Source organism: Rhodococcus sp. EPR-157 (genome assembly GCF_001647195.1).
In the GTDB taxonomy this organism is placed as follows: Bacteria; Actinomycetota; Actinomycetes; order Mycobacteriales; family Mycobacteriaceae; genus Rhodococcoides.
The window spans coordinates 1-19,971 of record NZ_LVCV01000298.1 but is presented as its reverse complement, the minus strand read 5'-3'; the positions used below and the strand labels follow the sequence as shown (position 1 = coordinate 19,971).

The window sequence follows — 19,971 nt, the reverse complement described above, 5'->3', positions numbered from 1 at the left end:
ACGATCGCCGTGATCTGCTCATGCTGGTCGGACTCATTTCAGTAGATCCCTATTCTAAGCGGGTCCACTGTCCGAAATCCCTGGGCCGATCATAGGCCTCGCTGGCACCCGGCAGCATGTACTCGCATATCGCCCAGTCGTCGACGACTATTCCCTCGCCCCAGCCCTCGTCCTTGGTCGCAGGATCGAGCCCCGTCGCCTGAATTGCCTCGTCGGGGATGCTGCACGGATCCCAACGCTCGGCCGCGAACGGACTCCCCTCGACCCCGTCGCTGCACCCTGTAAGCACCGTCGCTAGGGCGACAAGCGTCGCCACCCGTTTACGCATCGGACCCCCTCGATCACGTCGATCAATAGGTTAGACGCCAACGAACGCCCGCCGGTTCCGTTGGGCCTTGACAGGGCGCAAATGGTGCTACGAGCACGGACTCCATTCGCACCCGGCGACGGTAAATTCTTGACTGGCACTGAGTCCACTATGCATGCAATTGCAGGCATAGAAGTCAGTTCACCCCGACTGGGTACCACCATGACTACTCATGCCTTCAATAGCAAGCATAAAGGCTTTCACTTCACGACTTGGCGCGGTAGAGTCCGATGTGCATGCCAACGCAAGCACAAGGAGACGTCGATGGCCGAGCCCCGACGAAGAACCCGGAAGCGCTCCAGCGGTCTGGCCGACGCCTTCGTCGCGCGCCGACACCAATTGCGGCTGACACAAGCAGAGCTAGCACTGCTCGCCGGTGTGGGTCGCTCGACGGTCCAAGCATTGGAAGGCGGAAAGGACTCAGTGCAACTCGACGGTGCGGTGGCTGTCGCGGACGCACTTGGTTGCGAGATCTCTCTGGTAACACGCACGGGAATGATTGTGCCACCGCTGGATTCGCCATGATCCCCACTTCCGAACTGCGCCTCGTCGACGCAGCCGATGTCTACAAGGGCGACCTGTTCGCCGGCACGCTGACACGTCGCGGCAACGATGTCGTCTTCCGTTACAGCGATGAGTACCTTGCGCTCCCCTCTTCACCCGACCTCGCATGGTCGATACCCAAGTCGACATCCGAAACTTCCGCATCAGGAGGCAGCGTCCCGCCCTTCTTCGCGGGCCTACTACCCGAGGGCGTTCGTTTGACCGGGGTGGTGACGGCAGCCAAGACCTCGGAGGACGATCACCTCACACTCTTGCTCGCAGTCGGCGCGGACACGATCGGAGATGTTCGCGTGGTTCCCCGAGACGAACTCCCGTCATCGATGTCGCCTGCATTCGATGCGAGGAGCCCGGTTCCCGATCTTCATCGACTGTTCGACTCCCTGTCCACCGGCGAGTCAAGCGACCGCCGAACTGCTGCGGTTGACGGCGTATTCGTATGCGATCGGGAACGGTGACCTGCATGGCAAGAACTATTCGATCCACCAGAATGGTCGCGGAATGTGGTCGGTAACACCTGCATACGACCTACTGTGCACGCAACCGTACGCATCCTGGAACGACCCCATGGCCGCTGTCGCTCAAGAGTGACATCCACCTGATCCCAAGATCGGTCGGCTCATGAGGTCACAAGGTCAATACTGAGAAGAACAGTGTTGTGAATCGTTGTTTCTGGCAATATGCCTCCCATGGGAATTGTCCGTATATTCAAGTTACGCCTGTTGAGCCCTTACGAGACGGCATTTGGCGCCGTCGTAGAAGCAATGCGCGACGCCGAGCTTGAGGTGAACGCGGCCGGAAACCCGATTTCTGCCAAGAGCACGCGGTCGCTCCGACGTAACCGTTGGGCATCCGAAATATCCGTCGCACTGCGGCCAGAGGATGCGAATCGCACTCTGGTTGATTGGACCATCGACATGGCTGGGGACAAGCACTTTTCCGTCCTCGATGAGGTGCTCACGAGGCTGAAGGTTCCGGTCGATGACTTGGGTGTGGAAGACGCTCTGGAGCGACTTGGGAAGATGGGAAGATTCTTCGGCGCCAAGGAAGCGCGGGAGCTTTTCCGTGTCGTGCAAATCGACGAGCGCGTAGTCGAGCTTGCACAAGGCTTATACAACGGCAATCAGGGCATGCTAGTTCTTACCAATCAACGGCTGTTCTTCTTCGACAAGAAGTTCCTGGGTTCGCACATTGAGGAATTCGATTTGTCTGCTATCACGTCACTGGGACAGACAAAGGCGATGGGAGGTGAAACCATCAACATCTCAATTTCTGGGCGATCAGCCGAGATAAAGCAAGTTGCACACGGACGGTCCGATGTTGTTATCCGAGCATTTCGACAGGTCAAGAGGGATTCGAGCGCACCAAGGGGTACCCAGGCATCCGAGACACATGATCCTGCCGACCAGATTCGGAGACTCGCTGAGCTTCATGACGCCGGAATCTTGACTGATGCTGAGTTTGACGCGAAGAAGGCTGACCTGTTGAGGCGGATCTGATCCTGAAGCTAGGCGGCAAGGCGTGTGTGAATTGACCAGTCCGGTTGGGGCGGCGTGGACCGAGTGGAGGAGAAGTCCGCGTACGCGACCTGAATACCGGAGACCAACGACCCGACAGTCGATTTCAAGAACTGTTGCGCCACCCACCGTTCACCCAAACCGGTCCACCAGCTTCGGCTATTTCGGCCCCTGAGACTTCAGGTCGGTGGCGTTGGTGTCGTCAGTGAATTCCGTCGCGGCGAAGAACTTACCGAAAACGACCTTCATCTCCTCGACGACCTCGATGTGGCTCTGGAGGACGTCGCCCATGTTGTTCGCGCCGCCCGCCGCCTTCTCGGAGAAGATCCTCTGCACTTCCTTGCCTGAATCGAAATCTCCCCATCCGCTGACGTTGGTCAATCTCTGCGCCGCGTCCGTGTGTTCTTTCAGTTTCACGATGTACTGATCGCAGGCACTGTTGCAACCTGCGGCGGCCTCAGGATTCAGGTACAACTGGCCCTGGTCCGCAGCCACAGCCATGGCCTGCCAATGCGTGACCGGTTCTCCTGGATTGCTCACTGCTGTGACCCCCTACTTGTCCGCTCTTGGCAACGATGCTCCCAGCCCACTCGTATGCTGAATAACCAACTGGCACAGTCGACTTTCCGGCTGTTCGTCCATATCGAGCACTGAAAAGACCACTACTCCCGGTGGCAGGTCCACTGCGATGTCGCAGGACTTCCCAGTCTTTCCGACTGCAGTCCTGTACTGATAGGCGTTTCGGCCGGCGACAGTGATGTCGCGGCCATCGATGTTCGCGGAGTTTTCACGAGCTTCGTCGATTGTGTAGGCAACGGATGACTCCACGCTGAGAAAGTATGGGACTTCCGTTCCTGGTGGCTTGTACGAACACTTTGCCCAGTCCTCCACCACCACGCCTTCGCCCCACCCCTCATTTCGGTATGCCGGATCCAATCCCGCCGCCTCGATGGCCTCGGGCGTGATACTGCACGGATCCCAACGCTCAGCCGCGACCGGACTCCCCTCGACTCCGCCGCCGCACCCTGCAAGCATCGTCGCCACAGCGACAAGCGTCGCCACCCGTTTACGCATCGGACCCCCTCGATCACGTCGACCAATAGGTTAGACGCCGACGGACGCCAGTTGGTTCCGTTGGACCGACGAGACCTGGCCCAGTTCGCCCGCCGCCGATGAACAGGTTCAGCTCGAATCGCTCCCTCAATGCCCGGTGAGGGAGTTCATGAGCAGGCTGGTCTGCGTGTCTCGGACACCAGGAATGGCGCGTATTCGCGCCAAGGCCGAATCGAATTCCGCCATCGACGCCGCTCTGAGCTGCACCACCAGATCCCATGCCCCAAGGGTGGAATGCAGCCGTTCTACCTCCGGGAATCCCCGCACCGCACGGACGATGTCCTGGCCCGCCTGCGGATCACTGAGAACGAGCGTGATCGCACGAATCGCATCACGGTCGATCTCGTCGCAGTATCCAGGTCCCGAACGCGGACCGGTTTGTCAGTGGCGGGTCCTACTCTTGCCACTATGAGCCTGATGGAGACAGCTTTCATATCCTTATTGTTGACGCCGATCATCCTGTATGCCCTTCTACTGCTCGGTCTGGGTGTCTCCATACTTCGGTCCAAGCGCTGGGACATCGCCTTCCAGCGCACTGCTGCCTCCGAGCTGAACCGACGAGGACTGTGGCACGACGTGCTAACGACCAGCGAAATCGCAAGCGCGAATTCGATATATGGCGCAAAGAATCTCGTTGATGGAAACGACGAGATCGACGTTGACCATTTCGTTGTATTAGACGCGGCCTCTGAGTATGACGAGTCGGCAGAAGAATTGGTGAAACTTCGAAGTGTGCTGCTAGTTCGTGCGTTGCGAAGGCAGCGGGCAGTCGCAGGACGCATCCAACGCCTAAACAATCTTCCACGTGTTTGGTGGGTAACACGTGTCATGTCCGAAGCGGAGGTTGCTGTACGTGGAGTGCATTGGGTCCTCGTGAGGCACACGCCGATGATGAAGCGACTATTCGCTGGTCCAGCAGCGTATTCCGTGGTTGCTGGTGTTGTGATCAGCGCCGGCTACTGGCTCGTACAGAGCGCAAACGGGACCGCTACCGAGCTGGCAGTGGTTGTAGGAACTGTGATGTCGTGGACTAGCGTCGTCGCAGTTTGGTCGATGGTCGCGTCCACCATCGCCGAAATTGGGAATGCACTGCACGGTGGACGGCGGCAGTGGGGCTGCGCCCAGATTGCATGTACAGCCGCTGCCGTGGCAGTAGTTTTCGGCGTGGTGACGCTCTACGCGACGGGGGTGTTTGGTTGGCTCGCGCAGGCTCAAGTAAGGGTCTCGGAGTCAATACCGGCGACGGGCGGTATTCCGGTCCGCATCTTTTCAATTCTATTCGGGGGCTTCATGCTGTGGGTAGCTTGGAATCTGGTGTGCAATGCCCGATTCAGGCGCCTGCGACTGAGCAATCGAATACAGAGCGCCGCAGCGGCCCTGCTAATGCTGCTTCTCGCAATCGTGTCGGTACACATTTCGCTTGCCGACGTCGGTATCCCAGGGATAAAAAAGTTCGTCAGTACGTCCGGTTTGGTGATCATGGCGCTCGTCTTGATCGGGCGGCTGACTGCCGCGGTCGAATGGCTGTCACGCCGTCGGCTTCTTCTCCGGGCAGGTATCGTCATCCCGAGTCGGGGGTTCAGTGTGCGCTGCGGAATCGGAATTGTGACTACCAATGTGGTTGCTTGCTTGTCTGTTGTCAAATTGGACCAAGTTACGTACGCCAGCGTGCAATCCGTCCAGATGGCGGCTTTCGCAATCGCGATAGTTACGATGCTCGGACTATTTGTTTCGGTTGCCTGGTGTGTGGCTGGATGGCTCTACGTCCGGCGCGTCGACAAGTACTACGAGCAATACCGCACAGAGATCTGCTCGAGTTACTCGGTCAGCGGAGCCACTTAGTCTAGGCACTTCGCGAACATGCTCGCGATTCGTCCGCCGCTTAGGGCGACGTCGACACTTTGCCTGGGAGTTGCCCGGGGGTTGGCGATCGGGTGCCGCTGGCGCGATGTCGGCCCGCGTTACTTCGGCCCCTGGGACTGGAGGTCGGTGGCGTTGGCATCGTCAGCGGCTTCCGTCGTAGCGAAGAATTTGCCGAAGACGACATTCATTTCCTCGACGACGTCGATATGGCTTTGCAGGACGTCGACCATGTCATTTCGCGTCGCCGGCTGCCTTCTCCGAGAAAATTCTCCCTAGCTCCTTGGCTGAATCGAAGTCACCCCACCCGCTGATGTCAGCCAGGTCCAACGCATTTCGCTGATGCTTAGTCAGTTTCGCAATGTAGTCGTCACATGCCGAACTGCATGCCGCCGCGGCCTCGGGGTTGAGGTACAACTGTCCTTCATCGGCGGCGACCGCGAGCCCTTGCCAAGATGTCATTGGATCACCAGGATTTCCCATCAATATCTCCTATTTGGGTGCGGCCGGAAGCGAACCTTCTAGATCGCGGACGTGCTCAAGCCCTATCGCGCACGCGTCCAAACCATCGTCTTCTTGGTAGAGCATGGTGAAGACCACCACACCCGGCGGCACGTCGAGTGCGATTTTGCAGTCCCTGATACCCGGCCCGGACTCCGTCGTGTATATGTACGCATCGCGTCCGCCCACCTCAAGGTCACTGCCACCACGGTTCGAGTTCGATCGAACTTCGACGATCGTGTGATCTACAGACGACAGCAGGCTGAGCGCATAGGCCGCGCTGGCGCCTTGCACCATGTACTCGCATCTTGCCCAGTCGTCGACAACTACCCCGTCACTCCAGCCCTCGTCCCTGGTCGCAGGATCCAGCCCCGTCGCCTGGATTGCCTCATCCGGGATGCTGCACGGATCCCACCGCTCAGCGGCGACCGCACTCCCCTCGACCCCGTCGCTGCACCCTGTAAGCAACGCCGCTGCAGCGACAAGCGTCGCCACCCGTTTACGCATCGGACCCCCTCGATCACGTCGACCAATAGGTTAGACGCCGACGAACGTCCGCCGGTTCCGTTGGGCCGTGTGGGGGCGCAAAATTGTGCTGGCATGCCGGAACGGGCAACGCGAAAACTCCTCGACGACATGTGCCGGGGAGGTCGAGACGGGATCGATGGCATACGTGAAGTCGGATTCGACGAGAAGTCGACGCGGCGGTTGAGACAGATGTTGGATGATCGGTGCGCGGAGTTGTCATGGAACCTTCACGGCGTCTATCGCCCCGTCGTCGAGCAAGGCCCCGAGGGCCGATTACGCCATCCGAGTTGGTGTATCGGTCATGGATCCGGCGGGATCGGATCGGCTAGAACTGGTGTGATTTCGGGCTATTTCGGCCCCTGGGCCTGGAGGTCAGTGGCGTTGGTGTCGTCAGCGGCCTCGGTTGCGGCGAAGAATTTACCGAAAACGACCTTCATCTCTTCGACGACGTCGATGTGGCTCTGCAACACGTCGACCATGTTGTTCTTACCGCCGACTGCCTTCTCTGCGAATATCTTCCTCAGCGCTTGGCCGGACGCGAAATCGCCATACCCGTCGATCTCCGCCAGACCCACTGCTTTGGCCTTCGAGTCCCGCAGATTCGAAATGTAGGCGTCGCACGCACTGCTACAGGCAGCCGCGGCCTCCGGATTCAAGTACAAGTGCCCTTGGTCTGCGGCTACGGCAAGTGCCTGCCAGTACGTCAGCGGAGCTTCTGGATCTGCCATCGACGTCCCCTCTAGTTCGCATTCGGAAGCGCGTCTTGCAATTCAGTTGAGTGTTGGATGACCAACTCACACAGTCGATCACCATCAAGGTCATCCATGTCGATTGCTGAAAAGACCACGACCCCTGGACTCATACCCACCGCAACATTGCAGGTTCGGCCGGAACTACCAACACTCGTCTTGTACTGGTAAGCGTCGCGCTCACCTAGTTGAGCATCGCGTCCCTCAAGGTTGGACGAGTTCTCACGGGCCTCGTCGATCGTTCGAGTCGACGACGACTTAATTGTGAAGTAGTACGCCGCGGCTTTGTATGTGCACAGGGCCCAGTCGTCGACCTCGATCCCCTCACCCCAGCCCTCGTCCTTGGTCGCTGGATCGAGTCCCGTCGCCGCGATTGCCCCATCCGGGATACTGCACGGATCCCAACGCTCAGCCGCGACCGCACTCCCCTCGACTCCGCCGCCGCACCCTGCAAGCATCGTCGCCACAGCGACAAGCGTCGCCACCCGTTTACGCATCGGACCCCCTCGATCACGTCGATCAATAGGTTAGACGCCGACGGACGCCAGTTGGTTCCGTTGGACCGACGAGACCTGGCCCAGTTCGCCCGCCGCCGATGAACAGGTTCAGCTCGAATCGCTCCCTCAATGCCCGGTGAGGGAGTTCATGAGCAGGCTGGTCTGCGTGTGTCGGACACCAGGAATGGCGCGTATTCGCTCCAGGGCCGCGTCGAATTCCGCCATCGACGCCGCTCTGAGCTGCACCACCAGATCCCATGCCCCAAGGGTGGAATGCAGCCGTTCTACCTCCGGGAATCCCCGCACCGCACGGACGATGTCCTGGCCCGCCTGCGGATCACTGAGAACGAGCGTGATCGCACGAATCGCATCACGGTCGATCTCGTCGCTGAGCCGGATCGTGAACGACTCGATCACCCCCGACCGCGTCAACGCATCGATACGCGTTGTCACCGTCGACCGGTTGACCCCAAGCTCACGGGCCAGCACAGCCACCGGCGTTCTGGCCTGAGCCCTCAGGAGTGAAAGAAGGCGCCTGTCAAGATCGTCGATCATGCAGAAAGCCTAGCCGGGTGCATCATTATGCTCGAAATGGCAGCACATTGTCGACACCACGTCGATTGCAGGACCACATCGCTGCTCCCTACGGTTGAGTCGATCCCAATCCGCATTCGTTCGAGGAGACTCCGTGACCGTCGCACTAACGCACTTTGCCGGACGAGTCAGCGACCACAACAACCGTGCAATGACCGCAACACAGCTACTGACGAAAGTGCTCGAAGGGCGACTTTCGTTCAGCGCCACAGTGATCGGCCAGCAAGGATCGGCTCAACCCACAACATGGGACGAGGAACTACGACTCGCCGCACCAGAGCTTCGGACGATGGCAGAGCACTACGACGATCTGCTCAGCAGGGGCGCAACACCGGTCACCGCCCTCAGCCGTTGCGCTGTCGCTCTAGCGACGCTGCCTGTGGTTGCGAAGCACCGTCCGGATGCGGTCGTAGTCTGGTTCGACGCACATGCAGATCTCAATACACCGCTGACGACGGAGACCGGCTATCTCGGCGGGCTCGCATTGTCCGGGCCTCTGGGGATGTGGGACTCGGGGCTCGGAGCAGGGCTCGCGACAAACAACGCGATTCTCGTCGGGACAAGGGATCTCGACGCGGCCGAGCAAGAGCTCGTCGATAGCGGATCCGTCGCCCTTGTCCCCGTCGGGTCGAATATGGCAGACGAACTCCGGCGCATAGTCGCCGGCAGATCCGTCTACGTCCACATCGACTGCGACGTACTGGATCCGGGAACAGTGCCGACCGACTACCACGTGCCATTCGGAATGACGCTCGCGCAGTTGAATGCGTGTGCCGCCGTGCTCGCACACAGCGAGGTAGTCGGACTCGAAATCGCTGAACTCGAAGTCGACGACGCGGATCCCCACTCATACAGCCCAGCTCGGAAGATCGCCGACGCTCTAGAACCCCTTTTTCCGGCGCACACTTGACCGGGGCGTCCAACGTCCAATCGGTCGTCGCTCTCAGGTGCGAACGCTGATCAGCCCACACCGGATTGGCACCGCGTTTACAAAACCCTGACTGCCAGGTTAGGTTTGCCTACCTAAAGCTACGAAGGTGGAGAACGCGGTGCGGAAAAGTTCAAGGATGTTCGGTGTACTGCTGGTCGGCATGATGCTGGCGGCGGGATGCTCGGGTGCAGATGCAGGTTCATCGGACACCTCTGAAGCGACGGGTACTTTCCCCGTCACCATCGAGCACGTATTCGGCAGCACCACCGTGCCGGAGAAGCCCGAACGAATCGTCGCCCTGGGCGTGTCCGACGCCGATGTCATCCTGGCACTCGGGCAGGTTCCCGTCGGGAACACTGGATTCACCTTCTACGAGACAGGATTGGGGCCGTGGGCCGAAGGACTGGTCGGCGACGCCGAACTCACCCGCATCCAGTCGGATTCCGAGCCGAACCTCGAGCAGATCGCCGGCCTGGCCCCTGATCTGATCCTCGGGCTCGCCGCGGGGTTCGACGAGCAGATGTACGGCGCGCTCAGCGAAATCGCACCCACCATTGCCCGACCACAAGGAACCGCTGCCTACGCGGTCCCCCGCGCCCAAGCGACGGACACCATCGCCACCGCCCTCGGTGTCCCCGAAAAGGGTGCCGAACTCAACGCACAGACCGACCAGCTGATCGCGGACACCGTCGCGAAGTACCCCGAGTTCGCTGGTAAGACGGGCGTCGCCGTGATGTCCTACGACGGTGTGTATGCCGGATTCCTCCCCGGAGATGGCCGCGGACAGTTCCTGACCGGGTTGGGCTTCACGATCCCCGATGAGGTCACCAGCCGGGATACCGGTGACACTTTCTACGTGGAAGTGTCGGCGGAGAACGTGAACCTGCTCGACGCCGACGTCATGCTCGTACTCGGCCCGAACGAGAACTTCGACATCGTCGCCGAGAACCCGGCATTCGCGAACACCAAGGCTGGACGCGACGGAGCAATCGTGCCCGCGACGATCGATCAGCGCGGTGCGATCACCTACAACTCGGTCCTGTCGATCCCCTACGCGATCGACAACCTCGCGCCGAGAATCGCGGACGCTCTCAAGTAACCAAAGCTGCTCAGCGGTCGGGCATCTGGTCGCACGGGTCAACCGAACCACGGAGCTGGGCGCGCTAGCTGTCCGGTCCGAACAACCTCTCGGCGTGTCCGATCCGGTAACCGACGGTCGAGATCTGGCAACCCGTCCCGCGCTGGAACCAGTCGGCCGCCTGGCCGGCCGCCGAGCCTGTCAGTCAGGTGACCGAAGCTCAGCCTCTACGAAATTCGACCGACGCGGTGTATCCCTGAGCATCGGTTGCGTATATCGAGTTCTCGGTGAGGGTCATGAGCCCCGTGTTGCTACTGCAGCTACCCGATCGCACGGTAGCTCGCACGACGACCACGGCGCCGCTTCGGCTTTCCTCGGTCCAGTCAGCGTTGCACGGTCGGCCCGGTATGTCGATGCTTGCGCGCAGCGGGTTGGACCTGGCTGATGTTGAGCACCGTCGGATAGGTCCCATCGGGCACGGCCCATGTCCCCTTTCAACCGCCGACGACGCGGCTATCTGCCGGTGGAGCCGCGGGCAAGGGAACGGAAGGGAACCCGGGGACCGTGCCCGGCGCGTCGGCGGATCCGAGTGGCGGGGCAACGGAGTTCAACACTGCGCTACCTGACACGATGCCACCGATGTCGGGGATGGCCAGATCCACTGCGCCGGAGGCCAGATCGACGATCGGTCCAGCGTGCGCCGTCGCGCGTACAGAAATAGCAGGGTTGTTGTGGCGGCCAACGCAAGCAGCGACGATGCGAATTTCCTGCGCATTGGGGCATCTCCAGATAGTGGATCGACGTTCGGTGGGTTTAATGCTCGGTTCCACGGTCCGAGACAATGACTTTCATGTTGGTGGGGAAGAGCAATCCGGGTCAGGCGCGCGAGTGCAACGCCGATAATCAGGTCGCCGCGGCGCCACCTACCGCGTCCTTGCGGCAGTGGCCGCTGGCAGCCTCTAGATTTCTTATTTGCAACCAACGTGCGAGGTTTTCCGTTTACTCGCCCATCTGGCTCCGCCGTGTATAGGGTCGCGTCATTGACAAGTGTCTCAGATACGAGAGGGCTCCTGTTATGGCCGACGATGAGAACACCTCCCTCAACCCGCTGGCGACCTTGGCGAAGCAGTCTCAGGAAACTGCCAAGGGCTACCAAGACACGGCGGACAAGCTTCGGGCTAAGGCAGGAGGTTGGGGCAGCGCGATCCAGGCGCTTGGCCTCGCAGCGGTTGCCTGGATCGGCTTCGATGAACTTGTCGATGTGTTCCCAACGCATGATGTGGGTTGGTTACTCGCATTACTTATTATCATCGGCATAGCCTTGATGGCTGCAAGTGCGATCTTCGTTGGTTGGAATCTTTCAGTCCAGAATAGACCGCTCGCAATGTCTTCAAATATCCAGGACATGATTGACAACAAGGAAATCACCGAGGCCGAGGCCGATCGCGTTCGGGATGTCTATCACCAGTTTGCCAAGCTGAACAAACTTGACTTCGACGATAAGCCAGTGCTTATAGGAGTCGAGAATGAGGCGCCAGATGCACTCAAGGAACGAAGAAAAGACGCCAACGAAGCTGTGTCGAATGCGTTGGCGTCATATTTTGCGCCTGCTTCTCTATACGAGAGCAACGTAGAAAAGGCGTATAGTTACGACCCGGTAGCCAACGTGATCACTGCGCCAACCGATGACGAAGAGCTAAAGAAGCTCAACTTTGGACTCGCGCGCGCTGCACAGATTCGTGCGGACCTACAGTTGACAAGGGCAAGAGCATCTGTTGTCGTAATCCGAGATCGGGTGAGCAATGCGACCATAGGAAGACGGCCCCTGGCTGCGATAAGCGTCTTCGGTGCGTCCCTGATTGCAGTGTGGTTTCTCTCCGACGGCATCCGGGCGTATAACGCAAGCGAATCCGACAAGTTCGCCATTGCGAAGTCGTGCGGTGAAGCGTTCAAGGCTCTTAGTGATGCTGGAGCGAAGTTCGAACTACCCGAGGACTGCGACGCGGCGACTTCACAGGGAGGAGCTGAAGGAAGCGAGCTTGCGATCGCCTCCTTGGTTGCCTTGTCCGCAGACTTCTCGACGTGCAGGGCGAATGCGGTGGTGAAGGATGAAGACGTAGTGAACGTGGAGAAGACAAACGAAAATCTAAAGAGTTGTATACCCATTCGAGCGGCGATTGACGAACAGCTGAAGCTCATTGAATAGCGCGCAGAGTACAACAGTTTGCACTGTAGATTCTGGACGGAAGCGGAACTCTGCAGAGGACATCTTGCGCAAATTACGCCGTGCCGGCGAACTCAGGGGTGCAGACAAGACGCAGGAGGAGATCGCAGCGGGGGCTCGAAGTGTCTGCGCCGACGTTGCACAACTGACGACGCCAGCACGGCGGAATGGACACCGACCCCGCGAAGGACCTCAAAGAGATTCGGGAGCAGAGCAGCTAGCTTAAGCGCCTGCTCGCCGAGGCCGAACTGGAGAACGATGCGCTGCGGGAGGTAGCTGGAAAATTCTGAGCCCAGCCGCCAAACGCCGCGCCGTCGACACGCTCGTCACACGAAGAGCATGTCGAAACGTTTGGCATGCACAGCAGTTGGGCTCGCCCGTTCCACCTACGCACGACACTGATCACCGAAACACCCGACGACCCTGACGCAGCGCTCAGAGCGACGCTGCGCAAGTATGCCCGACCACGGTCCACCATCCCTGACGGAGTGCGCATCCGGCCCGCCGTCGCCTTGCGACAGGTCATTGACCCGAATCTGGTACGTCCAAATTCCAGGTAGCCAGGCCCCCACCAGCTTCGCTGACGACCTTCATACCGTTGGGTCCAGCAACGGTCCAGGCTTCGAAATCAGCGTCAGCCGGCACATCAATTCGTACTCCGTCGTCGAGCCCAAGATGAAGGTCTCCGCCATCAGTTGCCTGTGCAACTTCGACCATGCGACCTAACAGCCCGTTTAACGCAGTACTCGAAGACATCTTGTCGTCCGGTACACCCTCGAAGTCGCCGGACACCGAATCACTGACATGAAAGGCCGACTCGATCCGGATCTCGTAACCGGCGGAAGTCCACAATGCCAACGAGAAACCGAAATCGACGGACTCGATGCTCTGCGACACTATGGGAATGTCCACGCGTTACCATCCCTTCGGGACTGCGAACGAGCCGTCGGGCTCGATCGGAATGTGAGTCGAGGACTGAGGTCCCGGTTTGCCGTTCAGGTCTATGGGCTGGCCATGCTCGTTGTAGTAGCGTACATACCCGTTCGGGTATCTCGCGCTCGGATCCATAATGCGCATCGAGTCGTTGTTGCCCGTCGACCCTGGCTTCTGCCATACCTCACCTCGGCCATTTCTGGCGGGTGAATTGACCCAACCTGCCGGGACACTCGGCGGGGGGCCCGCCTGAGTCGGTTTTGTCCGGCGGCCAAGGTCTCTGATTCTCTGCAAATTGGAACGCAATCGCTTGAGGTCCTTGCCGAACATCAGCTTGGCTCCAACACCTTTGGCGGATCTCCACAGGACAATTGCATCTCGGACTATCACCCCGTACTTCACGACCGCTCGAGTCGACGCGGCGATGCCTGCGACGGCTCCAGCACCGAAGGTGATGCATGCCGCTGCAATGGAGATAGCAGCGGTTACCGCGAGTTCTTGTGCGAGCGAAACCAGGATTCGCTCGAGGTCGTCGCGCAGGTCCACCAGGGACGTTCGGTATTCGGCGCACGCCGCACTCAACTCATTGGCTGCCACAATCAAATCGGCGGTCGCCTCGGACAACTCATGAAGGTCTTCGTCTACAAATTCGACGTCTGGACCCACCGTGTCCGCGAACAACGCTGCGGCCGACTCGAGGTCCATTGGCAGATTGGTCATTCCATTGCCTGTTGCCAGAACCCGCCATACCCCAGCGGCAATACCTAGTTTGACGGTATCGCCGTCAGGAACTGGAATGCCGACCTCGCCGACCAATCCGAGACCGTCGTCCAGCAGCCCCACACCAGGACCTCCAGCCGCTGGCGGTGGTCCAAGCAGTGAGGTTTCGATGTAGTCGGGGAGCGCGGGCATCTCAGGCGCGATGCTGGACTGACTGGCGACCTGTTCGGCCACGGCGTAGTTGTACCCCGCCTGAGTCAATACGTCGCCGTAGTTTTCCAACGCCTCGACCAATGCGTTCACACCGGTGTAGAAGTCGGCCGCGTACTCGTCATAAAAGACTGCCCACTGGGCACCCTCGTCGTAAGTACCGGCCATTCCGCCACATTCGCTGAGCGCATCTCCCGCAGAACGCGCGGCGTCGCAGAGCGCCGATGCAACTCTGAAGCAGACGTTCGCGGCAGCGTAGTAAGTCCCCGGATCGACATCAAGCTTTGTCGGCGGCATGATCTTCAGATCCGCCCGAGCATTTTCAAGTTCGTAGATATCGAATCGACGTAACTGCTCTGCGCTTGCTGCGCGCGTATGCGCACATTGGTGATCTCAACGGTGAGATCGTGTGCTGAAGTCAGCCAGTCGGCGTGGGCCGCAGCGTACGCATCGGCCGCCGACCCCGTCCATTGCGACAGCACTGCTGAGGCAACCGAATCGAGCTCGCTAACTATGCGATCGACTGCGTCGATCATGTCCCTGAGACGAACAACGAGATTCTCGATATCGGTCAACTCGACTGCGAACTCGCCCACTGAGTCAGTCAAGGTTGAGGACCTCAATATGGTCAGCGGCCGAATTATCTGCTTCTGTGTAGCCCCGGCGAACGCCGTCGAGGCTCGCAGAAATTTGACTGAGCCCGTCGATGACAACCCTGGACCGACTGCGAACCTCGTGCCAATGAGCGCTGAACTCGCTTCCAGCGGCTCCGTACCATCCATCTGCGACCCGAGTGACATCCGGTTCGAGCGATCCGAAGACACTGGCAAGCTCGTCTGCCGCAGCTCGTGCTGACTGACACAAACCCTGCAACTCGTGCGGCACCACTTTCATCGGTTCGATGCCCAGAAATTCCACCACGAATCCCACCCCCAGGGAACTTCATATCATGTGGCCTGGCGAACGCCAACCCGTCGAGGATTACGCCTGGGACCCTTCAGCTCAAAATCACTAGGCGGCGAGACGTTGTCGCGGATGCTTGACGCGCGTCAAGTGAAGTCGATCGGCCTGCTGGTATTGCTCGATCGCGACCCCACGCCCTGATTGCGGCCACCTCTTCCGGGTTGGTTCGACTGAATGGCATGACGTTCGCGAACACATCTTTGATGTATTCGTCGCCGGGCGGTGTGTCCCGATGCTGCATGAACATCGCTGCCGCGATGTCGTGAACAACGGATTCGATGTCCGAGCCAGCGAAGCCGTCCGATATCTCCGCCAAAGCGGCCAAGAGTTCCGCGCTGGGCTCGACCTGCAAGTACTTGCGAAAGTAGAGGCAGATAATCTCCGATCGATCACGCTCGTCCGGAAGATCGACGAAGAAGAGTTCGTCGAACCTACCCTTGCGAAGCAACTCCGGAGGAAGCGCCGACACATCGTTGGCAGTCGCCACCATGAACACCTTCGACGTCGATTCTTGTAGCCAGAATAGAAACTGTCCGATCAGGCGAGTCGTGGTACCAGAGTCCGAATTGCCTCCAGCGAGCGCCTTTTCGATTTCATCGACCCACAGGATGCATGGTGCGATTCGGTCGGCAGTATCGAGTGCTTCTTTCAATCGACTTTCGGACACGCCGACATACATCCCCAGGATTGACGCCATGTCCAACCTGTAGAGCGGTAGCTTCCACTCGGCGGCAATGGCTTTTGCACTCAGCGACTTCCCGCACCCCGGTACGCCGACGAGCAATACCCCCTTCGGGGGATGCAGATGGGTTCCGCTGAGGTCGGCACGAATCAGTTCGCGCCGCGTTGTCAACCATTCTCTGAGTGTTGTGAGGCCCCCGACCTGATAGTCGTTCTCCTTCAATTTGACACGTTCGATTCCACTGAGCTCACCGAAAATCTGGTCCTTGAAGACGGAAAGCTCCGAGAGATCGTCTTTGAGCAGAGATCCCCGTGCAAGCATCGTGGTGATGGCGTTGATCGCTTCTGTTTCGGTGACGCCCACGAGCGCCTCGGATGCGAGCCGCATCTCCTCGTGTTCCCACTCGATGCGCATCACGGCACGATGGTCGTCGACGTAAGCCTTGACCACGTCGGTGTACAGCTCACTCGCATCAGGCAAATCGAGAGACACCGACATTCCCAATCTGGCCAGACCAGACCAGACAGGCCCCGAGGCAATGACGATGATCGACCCCTGATGAGTCTCTGCGAGTCTCGAGATCTCAGCCAAGTGTCGCGCCGACGAGCTGTCAGTCTCGATGTCGTCGACGTCCGTCAGGATAAAGTTGGCATTGTTTCGTCCGGAGAACGTTGCTGTGGCGAAGTCGAGCGCCCCAACAAAGCTGCGATCATCGATTACAGGGGTAGGGCTGGTGATGTCGAACAACCCGGTAGCCCGCGAATGATAGTAGAACGGCATCGCTCGGAACTTGGACGCAACGCCTTTCAACAGATCGAGACCGCGTGTCCCCTCGATCGTACGCAGAACGATGAGTGGAACCCGTGCTTTCAGAAACCGCTCGAGGATGTCCGCTGTGTCGACCTTACTGGGCATTACGGTGACCTTCCTCGGTCGGATTGCTTTCGACAATCACCAGCCGACGCTTCGGCGTGTGATGCAGCCCCTGCGCCCCGACGCGGTCGATATCTCCGTCCAGTGCCACTCGTCTGTCACCGGGCGGAGCAGCAGGCTCTGGATGGAAGAGCGCGCCGAGAGGAAAATTGGGCTCGAGGATGGCGGTCAATGAGTTCGCCCTCGCTGTCTTCAGCAACCGTTCTCGCACGCTTCTGTCGCTCGACGCGTTCGCGGTGCTCTTGAGCAGATTGTCTTCGATCTCCTGCTGCAGATTGCGTATGTCAGTCGCTGCGCTTTCCGAGAGGAGGTCTCGAATCACCGCAGGGAGCGATGGGTGATCCGCCAGCTGCAGCCGACGTGCGAGTTTCGTGCGCATCTGAACCAATGCGCGCTCACGGTCGTGTTCGGTTGTGGCTCGACCCCACTGAACGGTGAATTCGGACGACCAACGCGTCATTGCGGTGGACAGTGCTTCATTGAGATGCCCGAGAAGTCGCTGGTATGTGCTGGGAGGCAACGACGATTCTGTCAGGACAGGCAATTCCAAAACTGTATGTGCTGGATCCGTCGCCCATGCCCGCAGTGCCCGCACCCACAATTCATAGCCGCTACTACTTGTTGTCACGAAGCAGAACCACGGCGGACGAGCACTTCTCCGGGAGGCGTCGGATCCCAGGAAGGTAGATCTCCGGCGATCTTCCGATTGCGCGGGAGCTCCGTTCTACCCGACGATCGCGCACCAAGCGACCATAGTCGCGACACCGCTGGGCCGTCCGCTTGTTCCGGGTTCGGGGGGACGAAAGGCGCTCGCTGCGTCCGACGAACGATCGGGGAACTTGCGCTGGTTTCCGTCATGCGGAGATCTCCTGCCTTACTGCCACCGTGGGCCACGTGCCGATCAGATTCAACAGGGGTTGTTCTTTCGCGTCCTCATCCGAGTACAGGATTTTGGTGTCGACGTACTCGGCCACTGCCGCTCGATAGATATCGACAGAGAACTGAAATGCCTGCTCTCGCACAGCCAGTGCTTCCTGGTACTTCTTCTCGGCGTCGGTCTTGTTCTTCCAGATCATGTAACCGGCCGCGGCGCCCGACACTAGAAGCACCAGAAGCCCGCCGAGACCGAAGATCAGGAAACCGAGAACCGAGACAGCGAGAGCGATTCCGCCTGCCTTGAGGTAGTAGCTTTCCTTGAAACGGACCCGTTCAAGATACTCGGCGACCGATGACTCCCACACTCCGGCCAGAGACTTCTCCGCCTCTGCCTGGGGCAATTCGGTATCGGTTTTCCAGCCTTTGAACCCGAGGGTCTGCGCATAGTTCGAGTGGTTCTGGTCGAGCGTCAACTCCACCTTGTCCAGATACTTCATCCGGTAGTCGGCGGTGAAGGCGCCGACAGCATGCTGAAAGTCGTCTCGCGACACTCCGATTGCCACCTTTTGGGTGCCGATCGAAACACCCAACAGGTCTGGCCGAAGAGCTGATTGGGTCTGAAGAGATATGACGTCAAGCGTCTCTTCGAGTGCGATGTTGAGTGCGTCGGCTTCCTGCCGGGCGCGATCGAGGTCGCCAGCATGCTCGATCACGGCGCGGTGGTAGACCGCGTCGCGTTGGAAAGGGAGTTCTTCGGCGTCGAACTCGGTCACCAACAGTTCGAGAATGTCGTCCAGACGGTCGATAGTGGACAGCCCCAAGTCGTTCGGCGAGTTCTTGATCTGTGCGTACTTGGCCTGCGTGAAACCGAGAGCTCCCGCGCACTCCAGCGCCTGCTTCACGTCGTCCCATTGTGGGCTGATCTTGGATAGGTGAGGGAACTCGGCGTCCACCACAGTGGGTCGGTGCAGCGAAATTTCGTTCTGCCAGGCTGTGATCTGAGCGGCGACGACCGACTGGTCGGCGCGCAATCTCTGGTTCCATTCGATGAGTTGCGCCGCAATCAGCTGTTGGCCGTGTGCACCGAATGCGTCCTGTGCTGCCGCCTCCAGGATCACTGCGAATTCGCGGCTGAGGGCGTGCGGATCGAGTGACGACAGGTAGTGCTTGAGCCACCGCGTCGACGATTCCAAGCGACCTTGGCGTCGCAGAGTGAGCGCGAAGAAGAGGCTTGTCTTGCGGGGATCACGCGAGAAGGCTGCGTCGATCGAGCGCGAGCACAGATCCTCGTCGTCGCGTGACCAACTCGCGAGCGCCACGAGTGCAGGCGCAAGCCAGTAGCGCGGAGTCTGAATCATCAGCTCCTCGCTGATCTGCTGCACAGTATGGTTGCTGACGTTCCCGAGGTCGAACGCTTGAAGCGTTCCGATGGACGTACGGCGCACCACCTTGTAATGGCCGTACTCGCGCTCGAGGGCGGCCTCGACGTTGCCGAGGACCGTCTCGGACCGCTGAACGTTGGCTGTCCGCTCTGCCTGCAGGACGTACTCCTGGAAGTCCTTGCGTAGCTCTCGAAGCTCATCAGTGGTGACCGTAAGGTCTCGCGACACCACCCCCACCTGTGTGGTCACCTCGGTCACCTGGTCACTCACCGTCGATAGATTGTGGTTGACGGAACTGACTGCGTTGAGGACTTGCTGAAAATTGCGTGTGTAGTCTTCGGTCATTGCACGGGCCCTTTCGTCGGCCAGTAGTTCACTGAAAGGTCGATCCGGTTCGTACTGGCACTCCGTCGTCGCGGACGGGGACGATCGATCCGTCCGAATACAATTCCACAAACGCATATGCGTCGTTTCGAACCAGCGCGCGTGCGTTGCTGTACGGCAATTCGACAGTGTCCGAAGCCGTGTAGTGCTGAGAAATATTGCCGTAGATATCGAGTTTGTGGTCGACGTACGGCGGCCCGAGATAGCAACGGCCGAACAGCCCGATCAGCGCCCCGCCCTGACGTGCATCGTATTCGTCTCGTATCAATTTCATGATCTCAGCATTGGCCCGGGGGTCCAGCGACGTGTCGAGCGAGCCAACTGCTATCAGAAGCTCTCGGGAGCGACGCTTCATCCGCTGGGAAAGC

General features: G+C 59.5%; 25 protein-coding genes and 1 pseudogene. 7 read left to right on the top strand and 19 right to left on the bottom strand.

The features are described 5' to 3' along the window. Nucleotides 1–49 precede the first annotated feature (49 nt). Nucleotides 50–328: a hypothetical protein gene (locus A2J03_RS13785; protein WP_068374778.1), complete on the bottom strand. Its 279-nt coding sequence runs from the start codon at nt 326–328 to the stop codon at nt 50–52. A 303-nt stretch (nt 329–631) separates the two neighbouring features. On the opposite strand from A2J03_RS13785, the gene A2J03_RS13780 reads away from it, so the two are divergent. The 3 genes and pseudogenes from A2J03_RS13780 (at nt 632) to A2J03_RS31675 (ending at nt 2,427) form a co-directional block, all read left to right on the top strand. Beyond that, nucleotides 632–892, top strand: coding sequence for a helix-turn-helix domain-containing protein (locus tag A2J03_RS13780; RefSeq protein ID WP_068374775.1), 261 nt, complete (start codon nt 632–634; stop codon nt 890–892). Beyond that, a pseudogene (locus A2J03_RS13775) lies at nt 889–1,501 on the top strand (HipA N-terminal domain-containing protein); the annotation flags it as partial. The gene A2J03_RS13780 and the pseudogene A2J03_RS13775, both read left to right, overlap by 4 nt. A gap of 116 nt (nt 1,502–1,617) precedes the next feature. Then, nucleotides 1,618–2,427 carry an SHOCT domain-containing protein gene (locus A2J03_RS31675; protein WP_068374768.1) on the top strand — a complete coding sequence of 270 codons (810 nt, stop codon included), beginning with the start codon at nt 1,618–1,620 and terminating at the stop codon, nt 2,425–2,427. A gap of 177 nt (nt 2,428–2,604) precedes the next feature. On the opposite strand, the gene A2J03_RS13765 is transcribed toward A2J03_RS31675, so the two are convergent. The 3 genes from A2J03_RS13765 to A2J03_RS29980 all read right to left on the bottom strand — a co-directional run bounded on the left by A2J03_RS13765 (nt 2,605) and on the right by A2J03_RS29980 (nt 3,837). Further along, on the bottom strand, nt 2,605–2,985 hold the full coding sequence (locus A2J03_RS13765; protein WP_068374765.1) for a hypothetical protein: 381 nt from the start codon (nt 2,983–2,985) through the stop codon (nt 2,605–2,607). A gap of 12 nt (nt 2,986–2,997) precedes the next feature. Continuing rightward, a complete protein-coding gene (locus tag A2J03_RS29985; RefSeq protein ID WP_231912529.1) occupies nt 2,998–3,519 on the bottom strand; it encodes a DUF3558 domain-containing protein in 522 nt (173 codons plus the stop codon). Between the two features lie 126 nt (nt 3,520–3,645). Further along, nucleotides 3,646–3,837 carry an Lrp/AsnC ligand binding domain-containing protein gene (locus tag A2J03_RS29980; protein ID WP_331712375.1) on the bottom strand — a complete coding sequence of 64 codons (192 nt, stop codon included), beginning with the start codon at nt 3,835–3,837 and terminating at the stop codon, nt 3,646–3,648. A 129-nt stretch (nt 3,838–3,966) separates the two neighbouring features. Here A2J03_RS29980 and A2J03_RS13755 point away from each other — a divergent pair, with 129 nt between their 5' ends. Continuing rightward, on the top strand, nt 3,967–5,400 hold the full coding sequence (locus A2J03_RS13755) for a hypothetical protein (RefSeq protein WP_156520384.1): 1,434 nt from the start codon (nt 3,967–3,969) through the stop codon (nt 5,398–5,400). A 119-nt stretch (nt 5,401–5,519) separates the two neighbouring features. Here A2J03_RS13755 and A2J03_RS31890 read toward each other — a convergent pair whose 3' ends face one another. The 6 genes from A2J03_RS31890 to A2J03_RS13730 form a co-directional block, all read right to left on the bottom strand. Further along, entirely contained in the window at nt 5,520–5,651 is a 132-nt protein-coding gene (locus A2J03_RS31890) for a hypothetical protein (RefSeq protein WP_269455201.1), read from the bottom strand. 1 nt (nt 5,652) lies between these two features. After that, nucleotides 5,653–5,880 (bottom strand): hypothetical protein, encoded by a 228-nt coding sequence (locus A2J03_RS31670; RefSeq protein WP_231912528.1) that lies wholly within the window; start codon nt 5,878–5,880, stop codon nt 5,653–5,655. A 30-nt stretch (nt 5,881–5,910) separates the two neighbouring features. Then, complete coding sequence (locus A2J03_RS29975; RefSeq protein ID WP_082897822.1) at nt 5,911–6,426, bottom strand: DUF3558 family protein; 516 nt, start codon at nt 6,424–6,426, stop codon at nt 5,911–5,913. Nucleotides 6,427–6,794: 368 nt separating this feature from the next. Next, nucleotides 6,795–7,175, bottom strand: a complete 381-nt coding sequence (locus A2J03_RS13740) for a hypothetical protein (RefSeq protein WP_068374760.1) — start codon at nt 7,173–7,175, stop codon at nt 6,795–6,797. Between the two features lie 11 nt (nt 7,176–7,186). Continuing rightward, nucleotides 7,187–7,693, bottom strand: coding sequence for a DUF3558 family protein (locus tag A2J03_RS29970; RefSeq protein WP_197480759.1), 507 nt, complete (start codon nt 7,691–7,693; stop codon nt 7,187–7,189). 126 nt (nt 7,694–7,819) lie between these two features. Beyond that, complete coding sequence (locus tag A2J03_RS13730) at nt 7,820–8,248, bottom strand: Lrp/AsnC family transcriptional regulator (RefSeq protein WP_068374757.1); 429 nt, start codon at nt 8,246–8,248, stop codon at nt 7,820–7,822. 133 nt (nt 8,249–8,381) lie between these two features. Here A2J03_RS13730 and A2J03_RS13725 point away from each other — a divergent pair, with 133 nt between their 5' ends. Continuing rightward, nucleotides 8,382–9,197: an arginase family protein gene (locus tag A2J03_RS13725; RefSeq protein ID WP_068374754.1), complete on the top strand. Its 816-nt coding sequence runs from the start codon at nt 8,382–8,384 to the stop codon at nt 9,195–9,197. 157 nt (nt 9,198–9,354) lie between these two features. Beyond that, entirely contained in the window at nt 9,355–10,317 is a 963-nt protein-coding gene (locus A2J03_RS13720) for an ABC transporter substrate-binding protein (RefSeq protein ID WP_068374753.1), read from the top strand. A 473-nt stretch (nt 10,318–10,790) separates the two neighbouring features. Here A2J03_RS13720 and A2J03_RS30545 read toward each other — a convergent pair whose 3' ends face one another. Then, nucleotides 10,791–11,126, bottom strand: coding sequence for a hypothetical protein (locus A2J03_RS30545; RefSeq protein WP_156520383.1), 336 nt, complete (start codon nt 11,124–11,126; stop codon nt 10,791–10,793). A 245-nt stretch (nt 11,127–11,371) separates the two neighbouring features. Here A2J03_RS30545 and A2J03_RS13715 point away from each other — a divergent pair, with 245 nt between their 5' ends. Next, a complete protein-coding gene (locus A2J03_RS13715) occupies nt 11,372–12,502 on the top strand; it encodes a hypothetical protein (protein WP_068374752.1) in 1,131 nt (376 codons plus the stop codon). Between the two features lie 540 nt (nt 12,503–13,042). Here the strand turns inward: A2J03_RS13715 and A2J03_RS13710 are convergent. The 8 genes from A2J03_RS13710 to A2J03_RS13675 form a co-directional block, all read right to left on the bottom strand. After that, nucleotides 13,043–13,432, bottom strand: a complete 390-nt coding sequence (locus A2J03_RS13710; RefSeq protein ID WP_068374751.1) for a DUF6188 family protein — start codon at nt 13,430–13,432, stop codon at nt 13,043–13,045. Between the two features lie 3 nt (nt 13,433–13,435). After that, complete coding sequence (locus A2J03_RS13705; RefSeq protein WP_068374750.1) at nt 13,436–14,680, bottom strand: WXG100 family type VII secretion target; 1,245 nt, start codon at nt 14,678–14,680, stop codon at nt 13,436–13,438. A gap of 5 nt (nt 14,681–14,685) precedes the next feature. Continuing rightward, nucleotides 14,686–14,991 (bottom strand): WXG100 family type VII secretion target, encoded by a 306-nt coding sequence (locus A2J03_RS13700; protein WP_156520382.1) that lies wholly within the window; start codon nt 14,989–14,991, stop codon nt 14,686–14,688. Then, nucleotides 14,984–15,277, bottom strand: coding sequence for a WXG100 family type VII secretion target (locus A2J03_RS32060; protein ID WP_442971353.1), 294 nt, complete (start codon nt 15,275–15,277; stop codon nt 14,984–14,986). Before A2J03_RS32060 ends, A2J03_RS13700 begins: the two co-directional genes overlap by 8 nt. Before the next feature lie 103 nt (nt 15,278–15,380). Then, complete coding sequence (locus A2J03_RS13690) at nt 15,381–16,943, bottom strand: AAA family ATPase (RefSeq protein ID WP_068374745.1); 1,563 nt, start codon at nt 16,941–16,943, stop codon at nt 15,381–15,383. Continuing rightward, complete coding sequence (locus A2J03_RS13685) at nt 16,933–17,505, bottom strand: hypothetical protein (RefSeq protein WP_156520380.1); 573 nt, start codon at nt 17,503–17,505, stop codon at nt 16,933–16,935. The genes A2J03_RS13690 and A2J03_RS13685 overlap by 11 nt, the downstream gene beginning before the upstream one ends. Nucleotides 17,506–17,815: 310 nt before the next feature. Next, a complete protein-coding gene (locus tag A2J03_RS13680) occupies nt 17,816–19,564 on the bottom strand; it encodes a hypothetical protein (protein ID WP_068374740.1) in 1,749 nt (582 codons plus the stop codon). Between the two features lie 28 nt (nt 19,565–19,592). After that, a partial coding sequence (locus tag A2J03_RS13675) for a hypothetical protein (protein ID WP_068374781.1) occupies nt 19,593–19,971 on the bottom strand: 379 nt, incomplete at its 5' end.

Bases quoted from the DNA above. Each gene is read 5' to 3' on its own strand.
- A2J03_RS13785 (WP_068374778.1), bottom strand. From the start codon at position 328: ATGCGTAAACGGGTGGCGACGCTTGTCGCCCTAGCGACGGTGCTTACA.
- A2J03_RS13780 (WP_068374775.1), top strand. From the start codon at position 632: ATGGCCGAGCCCCGACGAAGAACCCGGAAGCGCTCCAGCGGTCTGGCC.
- A2J03_RS31675 (WP_068374768.1), top strand. From the start codon at position 1,618: ATGGGAATTGTCCGTATATTCAAGTTACGCCTGTTGAGCCCTTACGAG.
- A2J03_RS29985 (WP_231912529.1), bottom strand. From the start codon at position 3,519: ATGCGTAAACGGGTGGCGACGCTTGTCGCTGTGGCGACGATGCTTGCA.
- A2J03_RS13755 (WP_156520384.1), top strand. From the start codon at position 3,967: ATGAGCCTGATGGAGACAGCTTTCATATCCTTATTGTTGACGCCGATC.
- A2J03_RS31890 (WP_269455201.1), bottom strand. From the start codon at position 5,651: ATGGTCGACGTCCTGCAAAGCCATATCGACGTCGTCGAGGAAATGAAT.
- A2J03_RS31670 (WP_231912528.1), bottom strand. From the start codon at position 5,880: ATGACATCTTGGCAAGGGCTCGCGGTCGCCGCCGATGAAGGACAGTTG.
- A2J03_RS29975 (WP_082897822.1), bottom strand. From the start codon at position 6,426: ATGCGTAAACGGGTGGCGACGCTTGTCGCTGCAGCGGCGTTGCTTACA.
- A2J03_RS13740 (WP_068374760.1), bottom strand. From the start codon at position 7,175: ATGGCAGATCCAGAAGCTCCGCTGACGTACTGGCAGGCACTTGCCGTA.
- A2J03_RS29970 (WP_197480759.1), bottom strand. From the start codon at position 7,693: ATGCGTAAACGGGTGGCGACGCTTGTCGCTGTGGCGACGATGCTTGCA.
- A2J03_RS13730 (WP_068374757.1), bottom strand. From the start codon at position 8,248: ATGATCGACGATCTTGACAGGCGCCTTCTTTCACTCCTGAGGGCTCAG.
- A2J03_RS13720 (WP_068374753.1), top strand. From the start codon at position 9,355: ATGTTCGGTGTACTGCTGGTCGGCATGATGCTGGCGGCGGGATGCTCG.
- A2J03_RS13715 (WP_068374752.1), top strand. From the start codon at position 11,372: ATGGCCGACGATGAGAACACCTCCCTCAACCCGCTGGCGACCTTGGCG.
- A2J03_RS13705 (WP_068374750.1), bottom strand. From the start codon at position 14,680: ATGCCGCCGACAAAGCTTGATGTCGATCCGGGGACTTACTACGCTGCC.
- A2J03_RS32060 (WP_442971353.1), bottom strand. From the start codon at position 15,277: ATGAAAGTGGTGCCGCACGAGTTGCAGGGTTTGTGTCAGTCAGCACGA.
- A2J03_RS13690 (WP_068374745.1), bottom strand. From the start codon at position 16,943: ATGCCCAGTAAGGTCGACACAGCGGACATCCTCGAGCGGTTTCTGAAA.
- A2J03_RS13680 (WP_068374740.1), bottom strand. From the start codon at position 19,564: ATGACCGAAGACTACACACGCAATTTTCAGCAAGTCCTCAACGCAGTC.